Genomic DNA, 19,920 nt, shown 5'->3' on the forward strand with positions numbered 1-19,920 from the left:
GTGACGTACGGAAACATTGCACTTTTACGCTTGAGGCTTGAGCCTTGTTTTGCGGTAACCATTTTTTAAGGCGGGTAATCGATGTATCACGGAGAAAGACTGAACGCCTGGACGCATCTGGCCGGGGCTGTGGCGGCGTTTATCGGCGGGGTGTGGCTGATTGTGCTGGCCAGTCTCGACGGCAGCCCGTGGAAGATTGTCAGCATGGCGATCTACGCCTTTACCTTGCTGGTGCTTTACAGCGCATCGACCGTGTACCACAGCGTGCGCGGACGCAAGAAAGCGATCATGCAGAAGGTCGATCACTTCTCGATCTACCTGTTGATCGCCGGCAGCTACACGCCGTTCTGCCTGGTGACCCTGCGCGGGCCGTGGGGCTGGACCTTGTTCGGGATTGTCTGGGGGCTGGCGCTGATCGGTATCCTGCAAGAGATCAAGCCGCGTTCGGAGGCGCGGATTCTGTCGATCGTGATTTATGCGGTGATGGGCTGGATCGTGCTGGTGGCGGTCAAGCCGCTGCTCGCGGCGCTGGGCGGCGCCGGGTTTGCGTGGTTGGCCTCGGGCGGGGTGTTGTACACGGTGGGGATAATCTTTTTTGCCCTTGATCATCGCCTGCGCCATGCCCACGGGATCTGGCATCTGTTTGTTATCGCCGGGAGTTTGCTGCACTTTGTGGCGATTTTCTTTTATGTCCTTTAAGGCTGTACCGGGGCCAACCGATCCAGTTGCTCCTGGGCTCGGCGGCTGAATACCTGCAACAGGTCGTTCAAGGTGTGTGGCGGCGGTTCGGCGGCACGGGTCACTGCGTACAGGGTGATGGGTAACGGCGGTGCCAGAGGGCGGATCATTGTGTTGGCGGGAGAGGCGCCAAGGGCGGTGAACGGATCGATCACCGCCAGGCCCGCGCCGGATTCCACCATCGCCCGTGCCAGTGAGTAGGTTTGCACGGCGATGCGTACCCGGGGCGGCGGTTCGACCGCTTCCAGGTAACTGTCGAGCCGCGCGGCCAGTGGATCGGCGCTGGATAAACCGATCAGTGGCGCATCCGCCAGCGCCATCAGCGGCAACGGTTTACCCACCTCTTCCTGAGGCCAGTAACCACTCGGCGCCAGCGCCACCAGCACACCGGACGCCAGCGCCTGGGCCTTGAGCCCCGGGTGATCCGGGCGTTGCAGGGTCAGGGCGACATCCACTTCGCGCATCAACAGGTTCTGCACCAGTTCGCGACTGTGGGCGCTGGAGAGTTCGCAAGCGATGTCCGGGTATCGCCCAGTCCATTCGTGAATGGCCGGCGGCAGCAATGACAGGGCCAGCGCCGGGGTGGCACCGATGCGCAGGCTGTGGCCCGGTTCGCGGCGCAGGCTCTGCGCCAGACGTCGCACGCCTTGCAGGCTTTCACTGACCTTGTCCACTTCACGCTCCAGTTCCAGCGCTTCCGGCGTCGCCTGCAACTTGCCGCGTACCCGCAGGAACAACGGGAAACCCAATTGTTGCTCGGCGTGCTGCAACACCTTGCTCACCGCCGGCTGCGAGACGTGCAGCAATTGCGCGGCAGCGCTGATCGAACCGGTCTGGCGGATGGCCTGGAAAATCTCGATATGGCGAAGGCGCATGGCAAGTCCATAACCTTTGTTTATGGGGTTGCCATTTTTATGCATTGTTCAACGTCTGTCACCTGGCTCTAACCTTGGCCTCGTCTTCACAACGGTTTTAAGGACGGACATGGCTCAGCGTGTGTGCATCATCGGTGGCGGTGTGATTGGCCTGGCAACGGCCTATGCGCTGGTGCGCGACGGCTTTGAAGTGACGGTGGTCGAGGCACGGGGCTCGCTGGGCAGCGAAACCAGCTTCGCCAACGGCGGCCAGTTGTCCTATCGCTATGTCGCGCCCCTGGCCGACGCCGGTGTGCCTTTGCAAGCCATTGGCTGGATGCTGCGCGGCGACTCACCGTTGAAGCTGCGCCCGCGCTTTGACCCGGCCCAGTGGCGCTGGATGGCATCGTTCCTCGGCGCCTGCCGCCGCTCGGTCAACCGCGAGAACGCCTCGCACCTGCTGCGCCTGGCGCTGTTCAGCCAGGACACATTGAAGTCCTGGCGCGAGGACGATGGGCTGACGGGATTCCAGTGGCGGCGCAATGGCAAACTGGTGACTTTCCGCCAGAACAGCAGCTTCGAGCGTGCGCGTCAGAGCCTGGCCGACCCGCAGCAACAGCAGGTGTTGTCGCCGGCCGAATGCGCGCTACTGGAACCGGCGCTGATCGATGCGCCCTTTGTCGGGGCGATCTACACCCCGGACGAAGAGGTGGGCGACTGCCACGGTTTTTGCCAGCAACTGGCCGGCCGGCTGCAAGCGTCCGGCCGTTGCGAGTTTCGTCTCGGGCAAGCGGTAACCGGCATCCGCCACAGCAACGGCAGCGTCAACGCCATCGAACTGGGCGAGCAAGTACTGCCGGTCGATCAACTGGTGATCGCCGCCGGTCACCGCAGTCCGCTGTTGGCGCTTCCCGGGCTGCAACTGCCACTTTATCCGCTCAAGGGCTACAGCCTGACCGTGCCGATCGGCGCCGGTCACCGGGCGCCGGACGTGAGCATCACCGACTACGACCGCAAGATCGTCTATGCCCGCATCGGCAAGCAATTGCGAGTGGCGGCAATGGTCGACATTGTCGGCTTCGATCCTGCTTTGGACCCCAAGCGCCTGGCGCTGATCAAGCGTCAGGCCCATGACACCTTTCCAAATGCCGGCGCCTATGACAAAGCCGTCGAGTGGGCTGGCATGCGCCCGGCCACCCCTAGCGGCGTGCCGTTGCTGGGCGTGACGGCCTATCGCAACCTGTGGCTCAACCTCGGCCACGGCGCGCTGGGTTTCACCCTGGCATGTGGCAGCGGGCGCTTGCTCAGCGAGCTGATCGGCGAGCGCCAGCCGTCCATTGACCTTCAGGGTTTCAGCCACCGGGCCGCCTGAATACTGATTTCTGAAGAGGACACTGCAATGACCATTACCCGACTGCACAGCAACCCGCGCCTGTCTGGCGCCGTGACCTTTGGCGACCTGGTGTTTCTCTCCGGGCAGGTGCCGGGCGATGCCCGGGATGCCAGCGGCCAGACCCGCGAAGTGCTGGCGAAAATCGATACCTTGCTGGCCGAGGCGGGCAGCGACAAGGATCATCTGCTCAGTGCGACCATTTACCTGAAGAACATCACCGAGGATTTCGCCGCGATGAACGAGGTCTGGTCGGCCTGGCTATCGCCGGGGCAGGCACCGAGCCGCACCACCGTGCAGGCCGAACTGGCCCGCCCGCAGGTGCTGGTGGAAATCACCGTCATCGCTGCACGCGTCTGATAAACCAACACCCACAACGGAGAATAACAATGCAAAAAATCACGTTGCTCGCTTGTACGCTTGGCCTGTTGCTCGGCAGTCAGGTTCAGGCCAATGAAGCGCCGCTGACCGGCACCCTGAGCAAAATCGCCAGCGCCAACAGCATCACCCTGGGCTATCGCGATGCTTCGGTGCCGTTCTCCTACGTGGGTGATCACAGCGGAAAGCCGATGGGGTACTCGGTGGATCTGGCGGGCAAGATCGTCGAGCGCATCCAGCAGCAACTGGCGCTGCCGGACTTGAAGGTGAAGTACAACCTGGTGACCTCGCAGACCCGTATTCCACTGGTGCAAAACGGCACCGTGGACCTGGAGTGCGGCTCCACCGGCGTGACCGCCGAACGACAGAAGCAGGTGGCGTTCTCTTATGGTTTCATCTACGTCAAAGGCCAGTTGCTGACCGCGAAGGACAGCGGGATCAAGAGCTTCGCTGACCTGCGCGGCAAGAATGTGGTGACCACCGCTGGCACCACCAACGAGCGCTTCCTGAAAAGCTACAACGTCGATCACAAGATCGACATGTTCGTGATCAGCGCCAAGGACCACGGCGAAGCCTTCCAGATGCTGCAGTCGGGCCGGGCGGTGGCGTTCTACATGGACGACGCGCTGCTCTATGGCGAGCGCGCAAAAGCTAACGACCCGCACAAATGGGTAGTGGTCGGGGAGGAGCAATCGAAGGAAATCTACAGCTGTATGGTACGCAAGGACGATCCGCAGTTCCTGGCGCTGGTCAACGGTGCGTTGGCGGATCTGTACAGCTCGGGCGAGATCAATGGCATCTACAAACGCTGGTTCGAGCAGCCGATCCCGCCGAAGGGTTTGAACCTTGAGTTCCCGATGACCAGCGAACTCAAGGCGATCATTGCCAAGCCGGTGAGTGATCCGGTGCAGTAAATGCAAAAGATCGCAGCCTGCGGCAGCTCCTACAATTGGATGGCGTACATCCTGTAGGAGCTGTCGCAGGCTGCGATCTATTCAGAAATCCCCCCAGAGTTGCTGGGCAACCGCCAACGCCACCACCGGCGCGGTTTCGGTGCGCAGCACTCGTGGACCGAGGCGGGCGGCGTGGAAGCCGCCGGCCTTGGCCTGATCGACTTCGGCATCGGACAAACCGCCCTCCGGACCGATCAGGAATGCCAGACTTGAAGGTTTGGCATGGCTCACCAGCGGCTCGGCCACCGGGTGCAGCACCAGCTTCAACTCGGCTTGCGTCTGCTTCAACCAGTCAGCCAGCAACAGTGGCGGATGAATCAGCGGTAACCGTGAACGGCCGCATTGCTCGCAAGCGCTGATCGCCACCTGGCGCCAGTGCAGCAGGCGTTTGTCGGCGCGCTCGTCCTTGAGCCGGACTTCGCAGCGTTCGGTGAAGATCGGGGTGATTTCGCTGACGCCCAGTTCCGTGGCTTTCTGAATCGCCCAGTCCATGCGCTCGCCTCGGGACAGGCCTTGGCCGAGATGGATTTGCAATGGCGATTCGATCTGCCCGGCAAAGCTTTCATCGATCTGCACCACGACGCGTTTTTTGCCGACTTCGACCAGCCGGGCGCGAAACTCCTGGCCCGAGCCGTCGAACAATTGCAACGCATCGCCCTCGGCCATGCGCAGCACGCGGCTGATGTAATGGGCCTGGGCTTCGGGCAACTCGTGCTCGCCGGTGCTCAGGGGGGCGTCGATGAAGAAGCGGGACAGTCTCATGCGGGGTCTCTACTGAATCTAATGTTCGGCATCGTAAGTGTGTCGGAGTAGCTTTTTGTGGCGAGGGGGCTTGCCCCCGTTCGGCTGCGAAGCAGTCGCAAATCCTGCTGATGCGATTTATCTGGGGAAACCAGGTTGCCGAATCTGGGGTCGCTATGCGACCCAACGGGGGCAAGCCCCCTCGCCACAGGGTAATCAGTGACTGTCAGCCCGGATCACGGAACCCCGGATGGAAGTCCTTCGGCACCGCCACGCTGACGCTGTCACGGGTGGCGATGTCGATCCCTTCACTGGCCACTTCGGCCAGGAAGTCGATCTGTTCCGGGGTGATCACATACGGCGGCAGGAAATACACCACGCTGCCCAATGGGCGCAGTAAAGCACCGCGCTCCAGGGCGTGCTGGAACACCTTCAGGCCACGGCGTTCCTGCCACGGGTAAGCCTCTTTGCTGGCCTTGTCCTTGACCATCTCGATGGCCAGCACCATGCCGGTCTGGCGCACTTCGGACACGTTCGGGTGATCCACCAGATGCGCCGTCGACGAATCCATGCGTTGCGCCAGGGCCTTGTTGTTCTCGATGACGTTGTCTTCTTCGAAAATATCCAGGGTCGCCAGGGCCGCTGCGCACGCCAGCGGGTTGCCGGTGTAGCTGTGGGAGTGCAGGAAGGCGCGCAGGGTCGGGTAGTCGTCGTAGAAGGCGCTGTAGACCTCGTCTGTAGTCATGCACGCCGCCAGTGGCAGATAGCCGCCGGTCAGGGCCTTGGACAGGCACAGGAAGTCCGGGCGGATACCGGCCTGTTCACAGGCGAACATCGTCCCGGTGCGGCCGAAACCGACAGCGATTTCGTCGTGGATCAGGTGCACGCCGTAGCGGTCGCAGGCTTCGCGCAGCAGCTTGAGGTACACCGGGTGGTACATGCGCATGCCACCGGCACCCTGGATCAGCGGCTCGACAATCACGGCTGCGACGCTGTCATGGTTCTCGGCCAGGGTCTGCTCCATCGCGGCGAACATATTGCGCGAGTGTTCTTCCCAGCTCATGCCCTCGGGACGCTGGTAGCAGTCCGGGCTTGGCACTTTGATGGTGTCCATCAACAGCGCCTTGTAGGTCTCGGTGAACAGCGGCACGTCGCCCACCGACATCGCCGCCATGGTTTCGCCGTGGTAGCTGTTGGTCAGGGTGACGAAGCGCTTCTTGTTCGGCTGACCGCGATTGAGCCAGTAGTGAAAGCTCATTTTCAGCGCTACTTCGATGCAGGACGAGCCGTTATCGGCGTAGAAGCACCGGGTCAGGCCTTCCGGCGTCATCTTCACCAGGCGCTCGGACAGCTCGATCACCGGTTGATGACTGAAACCGGCAAGGATCACATGTTCGAGCTGATCAACCTGGTCCTTGATGCGCTGATTGATCCGCGGGTTGGCGTGCCCGAACACATTGACCCACCAGGAGCTGACCGCATCGAGGTAGCGTTTGCCTTCGAAGTCTTCCAGCCACACGCCTTCTCCGCGTTTAATCGGGATCAGCGGCAGTTGTTCGTGATCTTTCATCTGGGTGCAGGGGTGCCACAACACGGCGAGATCGCGTTGCATCCACTGATTATTCAGGCCCATTTTCACTCTCCTGGAGGCGGTCCGTGACCTGCGCGGACAAACAATCGGGCAAGCCTATGCAATGCGTGCCACGGGGACAACCCATTGTGTCGAAAGAGCTACTTTGTCCTGGCCGATAGACGTTGCTGGCAGGTGCCTGATAGCTGACGTATCCTTCGCGCTTCTTGAGCCGTCTGGCTCGCAAAAACTGCTGTTTTCCTCGTGTGATTCCGGAGTTCGCTGAATGTCTGTCGGTTGGCTGCGCGCCTGTGCGCTGGTGGTGTTGGGGCTGTTCAGCGTGTCTGCGCTGGCCAAGGATAAAACCGCGATCGTGATCGGCGGCGGCCTGTCGGGCCTGACTGCCGCGTACGAGCTGCAGAACAAGGGCTGGCAGGTCACCCTGCTGGAAGCCAAGTCGAGCCTGGGCGGCCGTTCCGGCATGGCCACCAGCGAGTGGATCGGCAACGACAAGACCCAGCCGGTGCTGAACAAGTACGTATCGAACTTCAAGCTGAGCACCACACCGGCCCCTGAATTCGTGCGGACCCCAGGCTACCTGATCGATGGCGAGTATTTCTCTGCCGCCGATCTGGCGACCAAACAACCGGCCACCGCCGAGGCGCTCAAGCGTTTTGACAAGACTCTGGACGATCTGGCGCGTTCGATTGACGACCCGCTGAACCCGGCCGCCAACAACACGCTACACGCGCTGGATCAGATCAACGTGTCGAGCTGGCTCGACAAGCAGAACCTGCCGGCCACCGCCCGCCAGTTGATCAACCAGCAGATCCGTACCCGCTACGACGAACCATCGCGTTTGTCGCTGCTGTACTTCGCACAGCAGAGCCGCGTCTACCGTGGCGTCTCCGATCGTGACCTGCGTGCTTCGCGCCTGGTCGGTGGCAGCCCGGTGCTGGCCCAGGCCCTGGTCAAGCAGCTGAAAACCATCAAGACCAATTCCCCGGTCTCTGCGATCATTCAAGACAAGGACGGCGTGACCGTCAAAGTCGACAGCGTCGGCTACCAGGCTGACTACGTGGTGTTGGCCGTACCATTGCGCGCCCTGAACAAGATCCAGATGACCCCGGCGCTGGACGCCCAGCACCTGGCAGCGATCAAGGGCACCAACTACGGTTGGCGCGACCAGATCATGCTGAAGTTCAAGACGCCGGTGTGGGAAAGCAAGGCGCGCATGTCCGGCGAGATCTACAGCAACACCGGCCTGGGCATGTTGTGGATCGAGCCTGCCCTGAAGGGTGGCGCCAACGTGGTGATCAACCTGTCCGGCGACAATGCGCGGGTGATGCAGGCGTTCGGCGACAAGCAGATGGTCGATCAGGTGTTGATCCGCCTGCACGCGTTCTATCCACAGGCCCGTGGTTCGTTCACCGGTTATGAAATCCGTCGCTACAGCACTGACCCGTCGACTGGTGGCGCCTACCTGGCCTTCGGCCCGGGACAGATCAGCAAGTTCTGGCGTCTGTGGGAACGCCCGATTCAGCGCGTAACCTTCGCTGGCGAACACACCGATACCCTGTATCCGGGCACCCTGGAAGGCGCGCTGCGCACCGGTCAGCGTGCAGCCAGCCAGGTTGAAGACCTGGCGGCGGGCAAGTCGTTCGAGCCGGCCAAAGTAGCCCCGGCAGCGGCTGCTGCGGCAGGCGCTGGTGCGGTGGCGGCGAAGAAGGGCAACTTCTTCAGCAACCTGTTCGGCGGCTCGGATGACGAGAAGAAGCCGGAACCGGCCAAGGCACCTGAGCCTGTTGCACCGCCAGCACCTGCTCCGGCGCCAGCCCCGGCCGCCGCGCCGGCACCGGTGGAAGCACCGAAGCCTGCGGCACCGGTAAAAACCGAGCCAGCCAAGAAAGCTCCGGCGAAACCAGCCGCCAAGACCGAGGCGAAAAAAGCCCCGGCCAAGGCACCCGCCAAGAAAGTCGAGCCGGCCAAGAAGCCAGTGGCCAAACCGGCTGCGACTCCGGCAACGGATGCCAAGGCGCAGTAACGTTCAGGTGTAAAAAAAGCGCGGCTCAAGGGCCGCGTTTTTTTTGCCATAAAAAAATGAAACAACCGTTTTTTCTGCGCGGTCCTACATGCGGCAGCGATGCATCAGAAGCTTCCCACGAAATATTCGGAACTAAATGATAGCAGGGTGTTGAGCTTTAACTTTATGTTCTTCAGATAACAGGAGGATGTATGAAATCATTAACAGTAATAGTTATGTTGGTGGCACTTTCTGGCTGTGTAAGTAGCGAATGGTTTCCTAAGGGATACGGCCATGAACTGGCCTATAAATGCCAGATAAATCCGTACGATCCGGATTGTTTACAACCACCTCCGGTTTTCAAAAGTTCTTAAGGTTGTAAATAGCTTGCACGGTTAAAGAGGGTCTAATGAGAGTTTCCAAGTTTTGATTTCTATGCTTTCAAATAAAACGTTGACCTGCTTCGGCTTTGGAATGCGACCAGGGACGAATCCAAAGCGGGCCCAACGCAGGCTGCCCGTGCGCTGATCGTAAATGACCAAATTTCCATCATCTTGAATAACCATACAAGTGTTATACCAAAGCGATTTATCAATGCTATGGGTACTTTCAGCAATCCATAAACGCCTTCTGGAAGGGTCATATAGAAAACCACTATTGCTGATTGCAAACATCAGAGGCTCTCGCATTCTTTTTGGGTAGGTAGTTCGGCTGTAAGGCTGATTGCTATCTGCAACCCAGATTACAGCTTCACCATCCTTAATGACCAGATTACCATCAGTCTGTAATATCAATCTAAAGCGTCCATTCGCGGACATAAGGTACTGCCCCGGCGACATCCTTTGATTGGGAGGCAGCAAAGGCGAGCCGCTTGCTTGAAATTGTGTGTAAGTAATAGCCATGTTTTTTCATTAATTAATGAGTTGTTGAGCTCTCATTCAATCAGGTTAAAAATCGAAAGTGGCTATACATGTTTATATCTTTTCTAAAAAACCTACATTACAGGTTCGCGTGAAACAGAAAGGCAACGGCCGCCATCAAGGGCTCTGGATCGGTGAAGGTGCGCCGTCACTCACTGTAGGAGCGAGCTTGCTCGCGATGGTCGTTAACGGTGATGCAGACCCACTGGGTACCCTCGGTGTTCTTGAGCCCATCGCGAGCAGGCTCGCTCCCACAAAATCCTTTACCGATCAGCATTCGGCTCAAGGGTCGCGCTTTTTTTTGCCTGGAAAAAGCCGGCACCGGGATCGAATAAATCTTTTGATACAGGTGTTCTCTGGTTTGTATTCACTTTTTCTCACAATTTCGACTTTAATCTTTCCTTAACTCGCAGGCTTCAGACTGTTGATCGTATTTTTCGATATTTCAAAGCAAATTTTTCCGCTTTAATTCGATAGATAACTCGATACTCTTGGGCCAGCACTTACAGGGATCCAGGCAATGCAGCTACGAAACTCTACCTCCCGCTACGGCTGGGTCAGCATCTTCATGCACTGGGGCGTGGCGCTGGCCGTGTTCGGTTTGTTCGCGCTTGGGTTGTGGATGGTCGGGCTCGACTACTACAGCACCTGGCGCAAAGACGCGCCGGACCTGCACAAGAGCATCGGCCTGGTGGTGCTGGGTGTGATGCTGCTGCGGGTACTGTGGCGCTTCATCAGCCCGCCGCCGCCAACCCTGGCCAGCTACAGCCGCATGACGCGCCTCGGCGCAAAGTTCGGTCATGGCTTTCTGTACCTCAGTCTGTTTGCCGTGTTGATTGCCGGTTACCTGATTTCCACCGCAGAAGGTGTCGGTATCCCGGTGTTTGGCTTGTTTGAAGTTCCTGCTCTGGTATCCGGATTGCCGGACCAGGCAGATACCGCTGGCGCGATTCACCTCTATCTGGCGTGGGTGCTGGTAATTTTTTCCGGCCTCCATGCGTTGGCAGCATTGAAACACCACTTTATCGACCGTGATGTGACCCTCAAGCGAATGCTGGGTCGCAAAGCCTGAAGTTCAACCTCGACTCCCAAGGAAAACAAAGCATGTTGAAAAAGACTCTGGCCGCTCTGGCAATCGGTTCGGCCCTGTTGTCCGCTGGTAACGTAATGGCCGCTGACTACGTGGTCGACAAAGAAGGCCAGCATGCCTTCGTCGACTTCAAAATCAGCCATCTGGGTTACAGCTTCATCACCGGTACTTTCAAGGACATCGACGGCAAGTTCAGCTTCGACGCTGCCAAGCCTGAAGACAGCAAGATCGAGTTCAACGTGAACACCGCCAGCGTGTTCACCAACAACGCCGAGCGTGACAAGCACATCGCCAGCAAAGACTTCCTGAACGCCAGCAAAGCCACGTTTGTTTCCACCAGCGTCAAACCCACCGGCAAAAACGCCGCTGGCAAGGACACTGCTGACGTGGCTGGCGACCTGACGATCCTCGGTGTAACCAAGCCAATCGTGGTCAAGGCCACTTTCCTGGGTGAAGGCAAGGATCCATGGGGCGGCTACCGTGCAGGCTTTGAGGGTACTTTCAGCCTCAAGCGTTCCGATTTCGGCAAGCAGAAAGACCTGGGCCCATCGTCCGATGCGGTTGAGATGTACGTGAGCTTCGAAGGTGTCAAAGCGAAATAACTTTCGCCGCTGACAAAAAAACGCCCGCTGCTCCCCGAGCGCGGGCGTTTTTTATTGCCGTACACATTCCCCTGTAGGAGCTGCCGCAGGCTGCGATCTTTTGATTTTCAGGCGCAAAAGATCGCAGCCTTCGGCAGCTCCTTCACAAGCGGGTTGGAGTACCAAAAAAAAAGCCCCGGACCTTTCGGCGCGGGGCATTTTTTATTGCGGCGATAACTCAGCGATTGCGGGTCAGCAATGCCGGTTTCTCACCACGAGGACGGCTTGGCAGTTGATCCAGCTGCTCAGGTGTCGGGAAGCGGTCGGCTTTCGATTCCTTGTGCATGATCTTTGGTGCCGGGCCACGCGGGTTCTGCACAGCCGGTTCCGAACGAGGCTGGTCGTCACGGGCCGGGCGGCGATTGCGTGAGTCTTCGCGGCGGGCCTGGCCATCGCGCGGTGCGCCACTGCGAGGACCGCTACGCTTGGCCGGCGGGGTGCCGGTGCTGGCGCCATCGCTGTTGCGCGGACCGTTCTGGCGACCTTGTGGCTTGCCGGAACGTGGAGTGCCTGCGGCGGTGCCCTGTGCCGGAGCACCCGGACGGCGACCACGGCCTTGTGCGGGTTTCTGCTGCGGTACGTAGTCAACGCGGTTACCGAAGTTATCGATATCGTCGTCCAGGAACTCGTCCGGGGCACGGTCAGCGGCGGCACGAGGAGGCTGCGACGGACGCTGTTCGCGTGCCGGAGTGCCTTCACGTGGCTTTTGCTGACGGGCAGGGCGCTCGCCGCGTTCGCCGGCCGGTTTTTCCTTGCCCTTGTCCTTGCCTTTGTCCTTGCGACCGCCGCCACCACCGCTGCCGTTCGGGCCGTCGCCGCGCGGGCCACGCGGATTGCGCGGGTTACGCATGTCCGGGCGCTCGCGCACTTCAGGCTTTTCCGCCTCGATGGTGCTTGCATCGAAGCCCATCAGGTCGCCGTCGGCGATTTTCTGCTTGGTCATGCGCTCGATGCTTTTCAGCAGTTTTTCTTCGTCCGGGGCGACCAGCGAAATCGCCTCGCCCGAACGACCGGCACGACCGGTACGGCCGATACGGTGCACGTAGTCTTCATCGACATTCGGCAGCTCGAAGTTGACCACGTGTGGCAACTGGTCGATGTCCAGGCCGCGGGCGGCGATGTCGGTGGCCACCAGGATACGCACGGTGCCGGCCTTGAAGTCGGCCAGGGCTTTGGTGCGGGCGTTCTGGCTCTTGTTGCCGTGGATCGCGACGGCGCTCAGGCCGTGTTTGTCCAGGTACTCGGCCAGGCGGTTGGCGCCGTGCTTGGTGCGGGTGAACACCAGTACCTGTTCCCAGGCGCCAGCGGTGATCAGGTGCGCCAGCAAGGCACGCTTGTGGCTGGCCGGCAGACGGAATACGCGCTGTTCAATACGCTCGACCGTGGTGTTCGGCGGCGTGACTTCGATGCGTTCCGGGTTGTGCAGCAGCTTGCCGGCGAGGTCGGTGATGTCCTTGGAGAAGGTCGCCGAGAACAGCAGGTTTTGGCGTTTGGCCGGCAGTCGGGCCAGGACTTTTTTCACGTCATGGACGAAGCCCATGTCGAGCATGCGGTCGGCCTCGTCCAGCACGAGGATTTCCACGTGGGACAGATCGACGCTGCCTTGGCCGGCCAGATCGAGCAGGCGGCCAGGGCAGGCCACCAGCACGTCTACGCCACGGGACATGGCCTGAACCTGCGGGTTCATGCCGACACCACCGAAGATGCAGGCGCTGACGAACTTCAGGTCACGGGCATAGACCTTGAAGCTTTCATGCACTTGCGCGGCGAGTTCGCGAGTCGGGGTCAGGACCAGCACGCGCGGCTGGCGCGGGCCGTGACGCTGGGATTTGTCCGGGTGACCGTTGGGGAACAACCGCTCCAGGATCGGAAGGGCGAAACCGCCGGTTTTACCAGTACCTGTCTGTGCCGCGACCATCAGGTCGCGACCTTGCAACACGGCGGGAATGGCCCGCTGTTGCACCGGAGTAGGCTCGGTATAGCCCGCTGCCTCGATGGCGCGGACTAAAGCCTCGGAGAGACCGAGGGAAGCAAAGGACATGAGTAATCCTGTTTTAGTTAGGGCTTGGCCCAATGGGAGTCTTGCCTGGCGCGAATGGCGTTTAAGAGGACGCAATCCCGTCCGGTCCTGCTGGGTCTCGAAGGCTCGTCTGCAAGCGCTCGCGCGGGCTGAAAGCTGCGCAGTAGCGGGGTTGAGATGCCTTTAACGATTCCGGGCGTCCGGGCGTGAGCCTGGCGGGAAGGCCGGAGTATAACAGAGCAATCACTGCGCGCCGCTTTCCTGCTGCTCAACGGTTTTTTCCGTGGCGGCCGTGGTCTTTTCAGTTTTCATGTTGACGGCCGGTTCCGCGCCATAGCGGGCACTCAGCTCGGCGTAGGCGGGCTCGCGCTTGAAGCGTTTGAGTTCGGCACCGAAACGTTGCACCAGCAGATCCATGCCCGCATTGCGCCGCACCGCGAGAAACTGGCTTTGCTGGCTGATGATCGTCGGGTTCTCGGTGATCTTGTCGCGGATGCCCAGTTCATCGAGCAAATGCTGGCCGACCCGGCGGTCGGTAATCAACAGGTCAATCCGCCCGCGCAGCAGTTTGCCGAAGTTGGCTTCGTGGGTGGGCGCCGGCTCGCGAGTGAACAGCGTGGAGTCGCTGAAGTCCTTGCTGTACAGGTAACCCGGCGAGGTGCCGATGGTCAGGCCGCGCAAGTCATCAAGGGTGCGAAACGGATGGGGCCGGTCATTGGCGTAGAACAACACGAACTGCACTTCAGACAGTGGTTCGCTGGGGTAGAGAAGGGTCGCATCACGCTCATCGCTGTGAAAGATGTCCAGCGCGCCGTCGGCCTGGCCTGATTCAAGCATCGACAGGCAGCGTTTCCATGGCAGGAACTGCCACTCCACTTCGATGCCCAGGCGGTTGAAGACAATGGCGGTGGTTTCGTAGTCCAGGCCCAGTGACTTGCCGTTGTCCTCGTACACATAAGGCGCCCACGGCTCCGTGACAATGCGCAACTTCTCGCCCCGGGCGGCGAAGCTCAGGCAAGTGAAGGCAAGTACGGCGATTAACTGCGTGATCAAAGGCATGGGCTTGAGATTACGACGAGAAGCCGGAAAGAGCCAGAAACTCACCGCAGATGCTCTAACTCCGTGGATTGCTGCACATTTATAGTGCGTTGAAGCAAAAAAATCGCAGCCCACGAAAGCTCCTGTAGGAGCTGCCGCAGGCTGCGATCTTTTGATCTTGCTTTGCTTAACGCGGCAACTTCAGGTTGTTCCACACCGCCAGGCTCGCTTCAGCCTGGTTCAGCGTGTAGAAGTGCAGCCCTGGAGCGCCACCCTGCAGCAGTTGTTCGCACATCTCGGTGATGACCTGTTCGCCAAAGCGCTGAATGCTCTGGGTGTCGTCGCCGTAAGCTTCCAGTTGCTTGCGGATCCAGCGCGGAATCTCCGCACCGCAGGCATCGGAGAAGCGCGCCAGCTTGCTGTAGTTGGTGATCGGCATGATGCCCGGCACGATCGGGATGTCCACGCCCAACGCCCGCACACGTTCCACGAAGTAGAAGTAGCAGTCGGCGTTGAAGAAGTACTGGGTGATCGCGCTATCGGCGCCGGCGTTGGCCTTGCGCACGAAGTTGGCGACATCGTCTTCGAAGTTGCGCGCTTGCGGATGCATTTCCGGGTAGGCGGCGACTTCGATGTGGAAATGGTCGCCGGTTTCTTCACGAATGAATTCAACCAGGTCATTGGCGTGGCGCATTTCGCCACTGGCCATGCCCATGCCCGAAGGCAGGTCACCGCGCAGGGCGACGATGCGCTTGATGCCGGCGGCCTTGTACTGGGCCAGCAGACCACGCAGGTCGTCTTTGCTGTCGCCCACGCAGGACAGGTGCGGAGCGGCAGGGATTTTGACTTCGCTTTCCAGTTGCAACACGGTGTTCAGCGTGCGATCACGGGTCGAACCGCCGGCGCCATAGGTGCAGGAGAAGAAATCGGGGTTGTAGATGGCCAGCTGACGAGCAGTGGCGAGCAGCTTTTCATGCCCAGCATCGGTCTTCGTAGGGAAGAACTCGAAGCTGTAGCGACGATCTTGGGACATGGGAATACCCTTGAAAACGCGTAAGCCTGTGAGGCTTGCATATCCCATGTGGGAGCGGGCTTGCCCGCGAAGGCGGTGGGTCAGTCGACATTAATGTTGAATGATAAACCGCCTTCGCGAGCAAGCCCGCTCCCACAGGGAGAGCAGGCAGCAGATCCGATCAGTAGCGGTAAGCGTGCGGCTTGAACGGACCTTCGACGGTCACGCCGATGTAGTCGGCCTGGGTCTTGGTCAGTTGAGTCACAACGCCGCCGAAGCCACGGACCATTTCCAGGGCCACTTCTTCGTCGAGTTTCTTCGGCAGTACTTCAACGGTCAGGCGCTCGGCTTTCTGGGCTGGCGACAGGTCGGCGTACTTCTGGCCGAACAGGAAGATCTGCGCCAGAACCTGGTTGGCGAACGAACCGTCCATGATGCGGCTTGGGTGGCCGGTGGCGTTGCCCAGGTTAACCAGGCGGCCTTCGGCCAGCAGGATCAGGTAGTCGTCGTTCTGTGGGTCGAAATCGCCAGCGCCGGTACGGTGGATCTTGTGAACCTGTGGCTTCACTTCTTCCCATGCCCAGTTCTTGCGCATGAAAGCGGTGTCGATTTCGTTGTCGAAGTGGCCGATGTTGCAGACAACAGCGCGCTTCTTCAGGGCCTTGAGCATGTTCGAATCGCAAACATTGACGTTGCCGGTGGTGGTCACGATCAGGTCGATCTTGCCCAGCAGTGCCTTGTCGATGCTGGCTTCGGTACCGTTGTTGATACCGTCGATGAACGGCGAAACCACTTCGAAGCCGTCCATGCAGGCTTGCATGGCGCAGATCGGGTCAACTTCGGAAACCTTGACGATCATGCCTTCCTGACGCAGGGACTGAGCGGAACCCTTGCCCACGTCACCGTAGCCGATCACCAGCGCTTGCTTGCCGGACAGCAGGTGGTCGGTGCCGCGCTTGATGGCATCGTTCAGGCTGTGACGGCAGCCGTACTTGTTGTCGTTCTTGCTCTTGGTCACCGAGTCGTTGACGTTGATGGCCGGGATTTTCAGCTCGCCCTTGGCCAGCATGTCCAGCAGGCGGTGAACGCCGGTGGTGGTTTCTTCGGTCACGCCGTGGACGCGATCCAGAACCTGTGGGTACTTCTTGTGCAGCAGTTCGGTCAGGTCGCCGCCGTCGTCGAGGATCATGTTGGCGTCCCATGGCTGGCCATCCTTGAGGATGGTCTGCTCCAGGCACCACTCGTACTCTTGTTCGGTTTCACCTTTCCAGGCGAAAACCGGGATGCCGGCTGCGGCGATGGAAGCGGCGGCCTGATCCTGAGTCGAGAAAATGTTGCAGGACGACCAGCGCACTTCGGCACCCAGGGCAACCAGGGTTTCGATCAGCACGGCAGTCTGAATGGTCATGTGGATGCAGCCGAGGATCTTCGCGCCCTTGAGCGGTTGCTCTTCGGAGTACTTGCGGCGCAGACCCATCAGGGCTGGCATTTCGGATTCGGCGATGATGGTTTCGCGACGGCCCCAGGCAGCCAGGGACATGTCGGCGACTTTGTAATCGGTAAAATCTGCAGGCGTGATAACAGCGCTCATGAAGAGCCTCCATTCGTAATGTATGCGAATGGGCGCCGTTGTGCGTTTAGTGTCTGGCTTATGGCCAGGCAACGCCCCATCCGAGCCTGACAGGTCGAACCTGCTGCAGCGCCCCTCGGACAGGTGGCGGGAAAACGGTATCAAGTGATGATGACCGTTTTGAAACGGTGGCGATTATAGCGGGCTATGCTGATCTTCCAAAGCGTTTCTGTCGGTCAATGTCCGAACGGTAATCGAGACCATAGTCGATGCTCAATAGAGCTCTGGGTCGGGCTCTGCCATGATGGTCAGCATCATTCGGCAAGACGCTCAGGAGTGAACATGAATTTCCACACCCGCAAATGGGTAAAACCCGAAGACCTCAATCCTAACGGCACGTTGTTCGGCGGCAGTCTGCTGCGCTGGATCGACGAAGAGGCGGCGATCTACGCCATCGTCCAGTTGGGAAACCAGCGTGTGGTGACCAAGTACATTTCCGAAATCAACTTCGTCAGCGCCTCGCGCCAGGGCGACATCATCGAACTGGGCATCACCGCCACCGAGTTCGGCCGTACCTCGATCACTCTGACCTGCGAAGTGCGCAACAAGATCACCCGCAAGAGCATCCTCACGGTCGAGAAAATGGTCTTCGTCAACCTCGGTGAAGACGGCTTGCCGGCGCCCCACGGCCGGACCGAGATCAAGTACGTCAAAGACCAGTTCCAGGACGATGACGCCGGCTCGTAATGCGAGCCCGTTGGAGCTGCCGCAGGCTGCGATCTTTTGATCTTGATTTTAAAAGATCAAAAGATCGCAGCCTGCGGCAGCTCCTACAGAACGGAATAGAAGCCCCGCGTGTCGTAGCTAAATAGCCCGCCACTGGTTGCGCACATCATGAACTCGGCACAAGACGGCAAGACCCCGAACCTTTCGGCGCAAGAAGAGCATGATGTCGAAAAGAGTCAGCCGCCCCGTGCCGCGGTGTTGCACGAGATCATCCGCACCCAGGGCGATCAGGAGCTGGAGCGCAGCATTGCCGCTTTGTGGTGGTCGGCGCTGGCGGCGGGGTTGACCATGGGGCTGTCGCTGATGGGCATGGGCCTGCTCAATTCGCGCCTGCCGGACGGCGAGGGATTCAAGGTGATCGCCAGTTTCGGTTATTGCGCCGGTTTTCTCGCGGTGATCCTCGCGCGTCAGCAACTGTTCACCGAAAACACCCTGACTGCCGTGCTGCCGGTGATGACCAAGCCGACCCTGGCCAACTTTGGCCGTCTGCTGCGGCTGTGGACGGTGGTGCTGATCGGTAACCTCTGCGGCACTTTGCTGGTGGCGTACGTGATGCTGGAGCTGCCGATTTTCGACAGCAAGACCGACGTCGCCTTTCTCGATATCGGCCGCAAGGTCATGGAAAACCACGCCAGCCAGATGTTCGCCAAGGGCATCGTTTCCGGCTGGATGATCGCGACCATGGTCTGGATGATTCCGTCCATGGAGAGCGCGAAAATGTGGATCATCATCCTCATCACCTACCTCATGGCGCTGGGAGACTTCACCCACATCGTCGTCGGCTCGCTGGAGGTTTCGTATCTGGTGTTTGCCGGCGAGTTACCGTGGAAGGACTTCTGGCTGGTGTTCGCCGGGCCGACGCTGGCGGGGAACATCATAGGTGGCAGCTTTATTTTCGCGCTGATCAGTCATGCGCAGATTCGCAGTGAAAGCGGGCCGCCGAAAGCATCAGCGGATCAGAGCGAAGCACCTGATCCGCAGAAGATCAAAAAACCATCAAGGTGATGTTCAGCCCGCTACATTCAGCGCAGCCGCACCGCGTCGCTGGCGATAGATGAAGAACAGTGCGGTCAGCACGGTCAAGCCGCTGACCAGTGCGCCGGTCCACGGCAAGTCCGCCAGGTCCGCGCCGCTGGCCACTACCAGGCCGCCAATCCATGCGCCGGCGGCGTTGCCGAGGTTGAACGCGCTCTGGTTCAACGTTGAGCCGAGATTCGGTGCTTCATGGGCCTGATCGATGATCAGCAATTGCAGGATCGGGCATAGCGCGAAGGCGAACGTCCCCCACAGCACCAGTGTGATTGCCGCCGGGATCACCGATTGGCTGGTTTGTGTGAATGCCGCCAGCAGCACCAGCACCGCCAATGCCATGCCCACCAGCGATGGCAGCAAGCGGCTGTCCGCCAGTCGACCGCCGAGCATGCTGCCGGCGGTCAGGCCAACGCCGAACAACAGCAGCATGATGGTGACGCCGTGGGGGCTGACGCCAGTGATGTCCTGCAGGATCGGCGCGATGTAAGTGAACACACTGAACAGGCTGGTCGAGGCCAGCACGCTCATGCCCAGGGCCAGCAGCACATTGGCCTTGCCCAGCACCTTGAACTCGCTGGCCAGGTTGGCTTTATCCATCGCGATGTTTTTCGGCAGCCAGACCCATTGCGCAATCGCGGCCAGCACGCCGATCACCGATACCGCCCAGAACGTCGAGCGCCAACCCGCGTATTGCCCGAGCGCGGTACCCAATGGCACGCCGAGCACGTTGGCCAGGGTCAGGCCGGTGAACATCATGGCAATCGCCTGGGCCCGTTTGTTGGGGGCGACCAGTCCGGCAGCCACCACCGAACCGATGCCGAAAAATGCGCCGTGGCAGAGTGCCGTGATCACCCGCGCGGCCATCAGCGTGGCGTAGTTCGGTGCCAGTGCGCAGAGCATGTTGCCGAGGATGAACATCAGCGTCATGCCCAGCAGGGTGGCTTTGCGCGGCATGTTGGCGGTGCCGACGGCGAGGATCGGTGCACCGAACACCACGCCCAGGGCGTAACCGGTGATCAGCAATCCGGCATCGGGAATGCTGACGCCGAGATCGCGGGCGACGTCGGGCAACAGGCCCATGATCACGAATTCGGTGGTGCCGATGCCGAAGGCGGCAACGGCGAGGGCAAGCAAAGCGAGTGGCATGCGCAAGGTCTCTGTCGG

General features: G+C 60.0%; 18 protein-coding genes and 1 riboswitch. Of the genes, 9 read left to right on the top strand and 9 right to left on the bottom strand.

Translation table 11 applies throughout. The features are described from left to right. Positions 1 to 81 precede the first annotated feature (81 nt). Positions 82 to 699 carry a hemolysin III family protein gene (locus KW846_RS02325; RefSeq protein WP_007975433.1) on the top strand — a complete coding sequence of 206 codons (618 nt, stop codon included), beginning with the start codon at positions 82 to 84 and terminating at the stop codon, positions 697 to 699. Here the strand turns inward: KW846_RS02325 and KW846_RS02330 are convergent. Next, positions 696 to 1,613 (bottom strand): LysR family transcriptional regulator, encoded by a 918-nt coding sequence (locus KW846_RS02330; RefSeq protein WP_218481183.1) that lies wholly within the window; start codon positions 1,611 to 1,613, stop codon positions 696 to 698. The two genes, KW846_RS02325 and KW846_RS02330, sit on opposite strands and share 4 nt — an antisense overlap. A 109-nt stretch (positions 1,614 to 1,722) precedes the next feature. Here KW846_RS02330 and KW846_RS02335 point away from each other — a divergent pair, with 109 nt between their 5' ends. Genes KW846_RS02335 through KW846_RS02345 form a run of 3 tightly spaced genes read left to right on the top strand, consistent with a single transcriptional unit; the run spans position 1,723 to position 4,274 of the window. Further along, positions 1,723 to 2,964: a D-amino acid dehydrogenase gene (locus KW846_RS02335; RefSeq protein ID WP_218481184.1), complete on the top strand. Its 1,242-nt coding sequence runs from the start codon at positions 1,723 to 1,725 to the stop codon at positions 2,962 to 2,964. 27 nt (positions 2,965 to 2,991) lie between these two features. Further along, a complete protein-coding gene (locus KW846_RS02340; protein ID WP_007975437.1) occupies positions 2,992 to 3,342 on the top strand; it encodes a RidA family protein in 351 nt (116 codons plus the stop codon). 29 nt (positions 3,343 to 3,371) lie between these two features. Continuing rightward, a complete protein-coding gene (locus tag KW846_RS02345) occupies positions 3,372 to 4,274 on the top strand; it encodes a transporter substrate-binding domain-containing protein (protein ID WP_218481185.1) in 903 nt (300 codons plus the stop codon). Positions 4,275 to 4,355: 81 nt separating this feature from the next. Here the strand turns inward: KW846_RS02345 and KW846_RS02350 are convergent, their stop codons facing one another. After that, positions 4,356 to 5,075: a 16S rRNA (uracil(1498)-N(3))-methyltransferase gene (locus KW846_RS02350; RefSeq protein WP_218481186.1), complete on the bottom strand. Its 720-nt coding sequence runs from the start codon at positions 5,073 to 5,075 to the stop codon at positions 4,356 to 4,358. 205 nt (positions 5,076 to 5,280) lie between these two features. Continuing rightward, positions 5,281 to 6,687, bottom strand: coding sequence for an adenosylmethionine--8-amino-7-oxononanoate transaminase (locus KW846_RS02355; protein ID WP_218481187.1), 1,407 nt, complete (start codon positions 6,685 to 6,687; stop codon positions 5,281 to 5,283). A gap of 223 nt (positions 6,688 to 6,910) precedes the next feature. Here KW846_RS02355 and KW846_RS02360 point away from each other — a divergent pair, with 223 nt between their 5' ends. Then, on the top strand, positions 6,911 to 8,668 hold the full coding sequence (locus KW846_RS02360; RefSeq protein ID WP_218481188.1) for a flavin monoamine oxidase family protein: 1,758 nt from the start codon (positions 6,911 to 6,913) through the stop codon (positions 8,666 to 8,668). Between the two features lie 374 nt (positions 8,669 to 9,042). Here the strand turns inward: KW846_RS02360 and KW846_RS02365 are convergent, their stop codons facing one another. Then, positions 9,043 to 9,549, bottom strand: a complete 507-nt coding sequence (locus tag KW846_RS02365) for a hypothetical protein (RefSeq protein WP_218481189.1) — start codon at positions 9,547 to 9,549, stop codon at positions 9,043 to 9,045. A gap of 538 nt (positions 9,550 to 10,087) precedes the next feature. Here KW846_RS02365 and KW846_RS02370 point away from each other — a divergent pair. Continuing rightward, positions 10,088 to 10,639, top strand: a complete 552-nt coding sequence (locus KW846_RS02370; RefSeq protein WP_218481190.1) for a cytochrome b — start codon at positions 10,088 to 10,090, stop codon at positions 10,637 to 10,639. A gap of 32 nt (positions 10,640 to 10,671) precedes the next feature. Continuing rightward, positions 10,672 to 11,259, top strand: a complete 588-nt coding sequence (locus KW846_RS02375; RefSeq protein WP_007975445.1) for a YceI family protein — start codon at positions 10,672 to 10,674, stop codon at positions 11,257 to 11,259. Positions 11,260 to 11,476: 217 nt separating this feature from the next. Here KW846_RS02375 and KW846_RS02380 read toward each other — a convergent pair whose 3' ends face one another. The 4 genes from KW846_RS02380 to ahcY all read right to left on the bottom strand — a co-directional run bounded on the left by KW846_RS02380 (position 11,477) and on the right by ahcY (position 16,959). Further along, on the bottom strand, positions 11,477 to 13,339 hold the full coding sequence (locus KW846_RS02380; RefSeq protein ID WP_102699937.1) for a DEAD/DEAH box helicase: 1,863 nt from the start codon (positions 13,337 to 13,339) through the stop codon (positions 11,477 to 11,479). 222 nt (positions 13,340 to 13,561) lie between these two features. Next, on the bottom strand, positions 13,562 to 14,377 hold the full coding sequence (locus tag KW846_RS02385) for an ABC transporter substrate-binding protein (RefSeq protein ID WP_007975447.1): 816 nt from the start codon (positions 14,375 to 14,377) through the stop codon (positions 13,562 to 13,564). Positions 14,378 to 14,543: 166 nt separating this feature from the next. Continuing rightward, entirely contained in the window at positions 14,544 to 15,389 is an 846-nt protein-coding gene (gene metF, locus KW846_RS02390; protein ID WP_104450110.1) for a methylenetetrahydrofolate reductase [NAD(P)H], read from the bottom strand. A gap of 160 nt (positions 15,390 to 15,549) precedes the next feature. After that, complete coding sequence (gene ahcY, locus KW846_RS02395; protein ID WP_007975450.1) at positions 15,550 to 16,959, bottom strand: adenosylhomocysteinase; 1,410 nt, start codon at positions 16,957 to 16,959, stop codon at positions 15,550 to 15,552. Between the two features lie 23 nt (positions 16,960 to 16,982). Further along, a riboswitch (S-adenosyl-L-homocysteine riboswitch) is annotated at positions 16,983 to 17,082 on the bottom strand. 198 nt (positions 17,083 to 17,280) lie between these two features. On the opposite strand from ahcY, the gene KW846_RS02400 reads away from it, so the two are divergent. Both KW846_RS02400 and KW846_RS02405 read left to right on the top strand, forming a co-directional pair. Further along, a complete protein-coding gene (locus KW846_RS02400) occupies positions 17,281 to 17,685 on the top strand; it encodes an acyl-CoA thioesterase (protein WP_102699934.1) in 405 nt (134 codons plus the stop codon). Positions 17,686 to 17,832: 147 nt separating this feature from the next. Next, positions 17,833 to 18,729 carry a formate/nitrite transporter family protein gene (locus KW846_RS02405; protein WP_218481191.1) on the top strand — a complete coding sequence of 299 codons (897 nt, stop codon included), beginning with the start codon at positions 17,833 to 17,835 and terminating at the stop codon, positions 18,727 to 18,729. A 3-nt stretch (positions 18,730 to 18,732) separates the two neighbouring features. On the opposite strand, the gene KW846_RS02410 is transcribed toward KW846_RS02405, so the two are convergent. Then, positions 18,733 to 19,902, bottom strand: a complete 1,170-nt coding sequence (locus KW846_RS02410; protein WP_218481192.1) for an MFS transporter — start codon at positions 19,900 to 19,902, stop codon at positions 18,733 to 18,735. Positions 19,903 to 19,920: the final 18 nt, after the last annotated feature.

Origin of the sequence: Pseudomonas sp. PDM32, from assembly GCF_019219225.1 — a bacterium.
GTDB classification, from domain to species: domain Bacteria; phylum Pseudomonadota; class Gammaproteobacteria; order Pseudomonadales; family Pseudomonadaceae; genus Aquipseudomonas; species Aquipseudomonas laurylsulfatiphila.